The following is a 4357-nucleotide window of genomic DNA, read 5'->3' as shown; positions in this document are numbered from 1 at the left end:
GGCATGGATGCGGCCCGGCGGAACCAGAAGGCGACGCCGTGATGCTTCGGCAGGTGGGCTTCGAGCGGCGACAGCGCGCCCACGCGCTTGCGCAGGCTATCGATGCCGTCTTCCTTGCCGCCAGCGACGACGATCAACCCGCCGGGCGCGACGCGCTCGATGGCTTCGGCGATGCGCAGCTCGTTCTGGCCGCGATGCCGGCCGGCCAGCACAAGGGCAGCATCGAAGGCCGAGCCTTCCGCCCGCGGCGTGACCGAATAGCCGGCTGCCTGCAGAGCACGAAAATGCGGCCGAAAGCCTTGCACGAGATGCAGCGCCGCAGCGACGCCGCCGGGCAAACGGAAACCAGGCTCAGCGCCAAGAAAGAGGATCCGGGCATCGCTTCGCGGCCAAGGCAGCGCTTCGGCCTCGAACGGATAGAACAGCGTCTTCAGCGGCTCAGCGGCCATTCACCTACCCTTGAAGGGCGCTTGAAATAGAAACGGGCGCGACCTTGCAGCGCGCCCGTTTCAATCATGCGGTCAGGCCAATCAGGCGGCGTCTTCCTCGCCTTCCGGCTTCTTCTTTTCCTGAACGATTTCCTTGCCGGTCGCCTGGTCGACGACCTTCATCGACAGGCGCACCTTGCCGCGCTCGTCGAAGCCCATCAGCTTGACCCAAACCTTGTCGCCTTCCTTGACGACGTCGGAGGTCTTGGCGACGCGCTCATTGGCGAGCTGCGAGATGTGGACGAGGCCGTCGCGCGGGCCGAAGAAGTTGACGAAGGCGCCGAAGTCGGCCGTCTTAACGACGGTACCTTCGTAGATCTCGCCGACTTCCGGCTCGGCGACGATGGTGTGGATCCACTTCTTCGCCGCCTCGATCTCCTTGGCGTTGGCCGACGCGATCTTGACCGTGCCGTCATCCTCGATGTTGATCTTGGCGCCGGTCTTCTCGACGATCTCGCGGATCACCTTGCCGCCGGAGCCGATGACGTCGCGGATCTTGTCGGTCGGGATGTGCATGACCTCGATGCGCGGCGCGAATTCGCCGAGCTCGGCGCGCGAGGAAGATATGGCATGCGCCATCTCGCCCAGGATGTGCAGCCGGCCTTCCTTGGCCTGGCCGAGCGCGATGCCCATGATCTCCTCGGTGATGCCATCGATCTTGATGTCCATCTGCAGCGAGGTGACGCCGTTGGCGGTGCCGGCGACCTTGAAGTCCATGTCGCCGAGATGGTCCTCGTCGCCAAGGATGTCGGAGAGCACCGCGAAGCGCTCGCCTTCCTTGATCAGGCCCATGGCAATGCCGGCCACGGGCTTGGCGATCGGCACGCCGGCATCCATTAGCGCCAGCGAGGTGCCGCAGACGGTCGCCATCGAGGACGAGCCGTTCGACTCGGTGATCTCCGAGACGACGCGCAGCGTGTACGGGAACTGGTCCGCCGAAGGCAGCATCGGGTGGATCGCGCGCCAGGCAAGCTTGCCGTGGCCGATCTCGCGGCGGCCCGGCGAGCCCATGCGGCCGGTTTCGCCAACCGAATAGGGCGGGAAGTTGTAGTGGAGGAGGAACTTCTCCTTGTACATGCCGGTCAGCGAATCGACGAACTGCTCATCCTCGCCGGTGCCGAGCGTGGCAATGACCAGCGCCTGAGTCTCGCCGCGGGTGAACAGCGCCGAACCATGGGTACGCGGCAGGACGCCGACTTCGGCGACGATCTTGCGCACGGTCTTCAGGTCGCGGCCGTCGATGCGCGAGCCGGTGTCCAGGATGTTCCAGCGTACGACCTTGGCCTGGAGCTCCTTGAAGACGCTTGCGATCTGCTCGGACGAATATTTCGGATCCTCGCCTTCGGCCGGCGTGAACGCGGCCTTGACCTTCGCCTTGACGGCGTCGACGGCCGCGTAGCGGGACTGCTTCTCGATGATCTTGTAGGCGTCGCGAAGCTCGTCGCCGACAACCTTCAGCATCTCGCCTTCGAGCTGCGAATGGTCCGGCGCGGTGAAGTCGCGCGGATCCTTGGCGGCGACCTCGGCCAGCTTGATGATGGCGTCGATCACCGGCTGGAAGCTTTTGTGACCGAACACGACGGCGCCGAGCATGAGCTCCTCGCTGAGCTCCTTGGCCTCGGATTCGACCATCAGCACGGCGTCGGCGGTGCCGGCGACGACGAGGTCGAGCTTCGATTCCTCCATCTCGTCGATATGCGGATTGAGCACATACTCGCCGTTGATGTAGCCGACGCGGGCGCCGCCGATCGGGCCCATGAAGGGCACGCCGGACAGCGTGAGCGCGGCCGAGGTAGCGACGATCGACAGGATGTCCGGATCGTTCTCGAGATCGTGCTGGACGACGGTGACGACGATCTGGGTGTCGTTCTTGTAGCCGTCAGCAAACAGCGGGCGGATCGGGCGGTCGATCAGGCGGGAAACCAGCGTTTCCTTCTCGCTCGGACGGCCCTCGCGCTTGAAGTAGCCGCCCGGAATTTTGCCGGCGGCATAGGTCTTTTCCTGGTAATTGACGGTGAGCGGGAAGAAATCGAGGCCGGGCTTCGGCTCCTTCATCGAAACGACGGTGGCGAGAACCACGGTCTCGCCGTAGGTGGCGAGCACCGCGCCGTCAGCCTGGCGAGCGATCTTGCCGGTTTCCAGGATGAGCGGACGGCCGCCCCATTCGATTTCCACTTTGTGTTGATTGAACATATCTTGTCCTTCATGTGCGGAAAGGGCCGCGCCGTCTCAACGGTCGCGGAGCATCCCTTCCCTGGCTTCCTTCGGGCAGCCACGGGCAAGACAACGGGAAGCTCGACAGGTGGCGATTGCCGAGCGAGCATCCTGCAATCCTGCCCCATGACCGTCCATGGGCGGTTCCGAACGGCCCTTTGCGCTTCCGGAACCGGGTCTGGCCGACCGGTCGGCCGGCCTTTTGCGCACGACGCCGGAACCCCCTGTTTCCGAGACGCGCCATGCGCGAATGCGAATTTCGAGAGCGCGGCGCGCTCCACTCCAGCATCGGGCACCGGAGCGACCGGTCCGCCAATGCGCGACCGGCGGGCTCTCCGCAGAGAGCCCGCCGGTCAATTCGTCAGCGACGGAGACCGAGCTTGTCGATCAGCGTCTGATAGCGCGTGTCATCCTTGCGCTTGAGGTAATCAAGCAGGCTGCGGCGCTGGGAAACGAGAGCAAGCAAACCACGGCGGGAATGGTTATCCTTCTTGTGGTCCTTGAAGTGCTCCGTCAGGTTCTTGATGCGCTCGGAAAGGATGGCAACCTGGACTTCCGGGGACCCGGTATCGCCCTTCGCGGTCGCGAATTCGGCCATCAGTTCTTTTTTGCGATCGGCAGTAATCGACATCGTGTTTTTCCTTATCTGTTCGAGGAAACGGGACGCCCTCAGCCGGGATGTCGTCCAGCAGGGGCCGGTGCAAGCAGCGCGTCAGGGCGCGAAGCTGCCGCGCATATAGTGCAATTTCCCGCAAAACACCAGACTAATTGTCAAGCCGGCTTGTCGCATGTCCTGCCGCAAAAACAGAGGGTTCTGCTGCTACAGCCACTTCTTCCATTTGAAGAAGGCGACGAGCCCGACAGCAACGACCAGCATGAACAAAAGTGCCGCCGGGTAGCCGTAGTAGGCCTTGAGCTCCGGCATGTTCCAGGGCGAGCTATCCGGGTCGAAGTTCATGCCCCAGACACCGACGAGGAAGGTGAGCGGCATGAAGATCACCGAGACGATGGTCAGATAGGAGATGACGTCGTTGGTGCGTGCCTGGGTCAGCGACAGATGCATTTCGATCAAGCCGGTCAGCATGTCGCGCTGGGTCTCGACCAGTTCGATCAGCCGCAGCGCATGGTCGAGCGTATCGTTGAAGAATATCTTGGTCTCGGCCTGCACGAAGGGCACGTCGTTGCGGATCAGCGTCGCCAGCGCGTCGCGCATCGGCCACAGAACGCCCTTCAGCACATTGGCGTCGCGCCGCAATTCGTGCAACTGCCGCATCTGGTGCTTGTGGGGCGTGTTGAGCATCTGGTCTTCGATGCCGTCGACCAATTCGCTCACCGTCTCGATCGGCGGGAAATAGCTGTCGACGATGGCGTCGATCAGCGCATAGGCGAGATAGTCGGCGCCGCGCGAGCGCAGCCGGTTGGGCATGGGAGCCGCGATGCGCTTGCGCACTGGATCGAACGGGTCGCCCTCGCGCTCCTGAAAGGTGACGACGAAATTCTCGCCGAAGAACACCGCGATCTGCTCGTAGCGATGCGCGGCGACATCGTCGATCATGCGCATGACGACGAAGGCGTGGTCCTCGAAGAAATCCACCTTCGGCCGCTGGCCGGTGTTGACGACATCCTCGAGCGCCAGCGGATGAAGGTCGAAAATC

3 protein-coding genes and 1 pseudogene are annotated in these 4357 nt (G+C 63.3%); all 4 read right to left on the bottom strand.

What is annotated here, in order from left to right:
* Window positions 1-449 (bottom strand): annotated as a pseudogene (locus EOA60_RS20665) (methyltransferase); the annotation flags it as partial.
* A gap of 81 nt (window positions 450-530) precedes the next feature.
* The gene (gene pnp, locus EOA60_RS20660; protein ID WP_095824224.1) at window positions 531-2681 is read right to left on the bottom strand and encodes a polyribonucleotide nucleotidyltransferase; all 2151 of its coding nucleotides are present in this window, start codon (window positions 2679-2681) and stop codon (window positions 531-533) included.
* A 382-nt stretch (window positions 2682-3063) separates the two neighbouring features.
* Complete coding sequence (gene rpsO, locus EOA60_RS20655; RefSeq protein ID WP_275955123.1) at window positions 3064-3375, bottom strand: 30S ribosomal protein S15; 312 nt, start codon at window positions 3373-3375, stop codon at window positions 3064-3066.
* A gap of 147 nt (window positions 3376-3522) precedes the next feature.
* Window positions 3523-4357 (bottom strand): magnesium/cobalt transporter CorA (gene corA, locus EOA60_RS20650; protein WP_128311805.1); only part of this gene is annotated, 835 nt, incomplete at its 5' end.

The organism is Mesorhizobium sp. M1A.F.Ca.IN.020.06.1.1 (assembly GCF_004023265.1).
GTDB lineage: Bacteria > Pseudomonadota > Alphaproteobacteria > Rhizobiales > Rhizobiaceae > Mesorhizobium.
This window is presented reverse-complemented; position numbering and strand designations above follow the sequence as displayed.

Excerpts from the sequence above, each read along its gene's own strand:
- pnp (WP_095824224.1), bottom strand. The coding sequence starts at position 2,681 with ATGTTCAATCAACACAAAGTGGAAATCGAATGGGGCGGCCGTCCGCTC.